The 2,139-nt window shown below is 38.5% G+C and carries 1 protein-coding gene; it reads left to right on the top strand.

Annotated elements, in window-relative coordinates; translation table 11 throughout:
• Nucleotides 1-562 precede the first annotated feature (562 nt).
• On the top strand, nt 563-2,068 hold the full coding sequence (locus tag BFP75_RS00135) for a BTAD domain-containing putative transcriptional regulator (RefSeq protein WP_206073445.1): 1,506 nt from the start codon (nt 563-565) through the stop codon (nt 2,066-2,068).
• Nucleotides 2,069-2,139 lie beyond the last annotated feature (71 nt).

Genomic DNA, 2,139 nt, shown 5'->3' with positions numbered 1-2,139 from the left:
TGGTTTTTCTTTGGTTTTGAAAGAATAGATTCCTTTTTTGTCAAAAATAACCCATGTAATATGTTAAATTTCTATTTTTTGACAAGGAGATTTATATAAAGCTCATATATCTCCTTGGAAGGTCGGCCCATTTCGAATTTGTCCAAAGTTTTCAGATAAATTTTGTATTGTCGTTCCACGGCGCCTGTTACGCATTGACATACCAATATTGTAAAAAAATCAAAAATTTGGAAATAAGTTTAATCATTAATTTTACACAAAGAAAGTTCATCCTGAAGTTCAAGATTAAACTAGTTCTGGAAGCATTGAAAAAAAGTACAACTTAGACAAGATTTCTACTGATTTATACCTGCTCCTGGCCGAGTACTTTGATTATTACAATTACCGAAGAAGACACCAGTCCGTTGACTGTGAAAGACCGGTCGACCTATATATGGGAGCGGCTTGATAATTATATTAGTTTTGTAAGAAATCCGTCTCAAAGATCGGGGTATCTACAGTAAAAAGCATTTACAACACGAAACTAAGGAATTTTATATACTGAATCACTAAAAACGATGATTTGATTAAGGGAGATATAAATGTACATGTTGGATTTTTTTTTCAAAAGGAAGGCGACCAGTGGGTTGGTATACGTCAAGTTCTTGGGCAATACAACAATTGGCTGTATATAACAGATCAATACAAGGTAAGCGATATAGAATGCACCCTTAAACCAAAAAATGAAGCCTTGCCCAAAGGAGTGGTTTTTCCCTCCTCGGATTTTTTTCTGAGGGAGCGTGTTCTTAGAGCCAAACCGTTTATTGAGGCATTGCGAAACAAAATTTCCGAAACCGACTTTTTAAAAGGAAAAAAAACGGTTATTCTTTTTGAAATGACATGGGCTGTAAGAACGCCTTCAGGAGATATCTACCTGCGGGAATTTCATGAGGAACTTCAGATGTTTCTTTCCTCTGAAAAGAATAAGGTCGATTTGGTATGCCTTTACAATGAATCTGTGTTATTGGACGAACAGTTGCTTTTGGGACTTTTTGTACATCCAAAGATTTTTACGTCCAAAAAGATTAAATCCAACCCGTATTATTTACCCATTCATATCGTTAAGAACAATAGGATAAAACAACGTTTTGATTATTGGTTATCCAAGGTAGATGGTATTAGGAAAAAAAGCGATGGAAGCAATGTTGGATCCAAGGAGGCATCGGCAAAAAAGAATTTTGCCTCACAAAACATCATCAATACCGCGGATGCACAATCAGAAGAAGGGAGATGGAAGATACGATGTTTCGGGGAACTCCGTATACGACGTGAAAATGGGGAGCTTATCGACTGGAATACCAAATCAGGGGCTACCAAAAAGCTTAAGACCGTCTTTGCATTCCTTTTGGTAAGGGGGATAAAAGGGGCAAAAACCGAGGAATTGGCCGATTTGCTCTGGCCTTATGCAGAAGATACGGAACAGGCTTTGAATAGGTTGTACCATGCCATACGATACCTTCGCATGGTGTTGTCCAAGGATGGGAAGGCAAGTAAGGATTCCCCGTTCATAGTCAATCAAAACTCAATTTACTATCTCAATTTGCCCCATGACAGTTGGATTGACCTCCCCATGTTCCAGGAACTTTGCCATAAAGGCAACTCACATTTTAAAGGAGGCAATATCGATCAGGCAAAAATATGCTATGAGGCTGCTGAGCGGCTTTATACAGGTGATCTCTTTGAGGACATACCCATGAAATACATTGAGGGAGTGGAAAATGATTGGTGCTGGGGGAAACGGGTCTGGTTCAAGGAAATGTACCATAAACTCATGTGCAATTTGGCAGAGATCTATAGAATGGAAGGGGATTTTTCAGTTTCCCTTGGCTATTGTGACAAGGTCCTCTCCGAAGATGCGTTGCAGGAGTCGGCCCTCAAAGAACGGTTATTGACATTGGCGGCGGCCAAAAGGTTCGACGCCGTGGAACGACAATACAAAATTTATCTGAAAACTTTGGACAAATTCGAAATGGGCCGACCTTCCAAGGAGATATATGAGCTTTATATAAATCTCCTTGTCAAAAAATAGAAATTTAACATATTACATGGGTTATTTTTGACAAAAAAGGAATCTATTCTTTCAAAACCAAAGAAAAACCA

Source organism: Maribacter sp. 4G9 (assembly GCF_002742265.1).
Classification (GTDB): Bacteria; Bacteroidota; Bacteroidia; order Flavobacteriales; family Flavobacteriaceae; genus Maribacter.
This window is presented reverse-complemented; position numbering and strand designations above follow the sequence as displayed.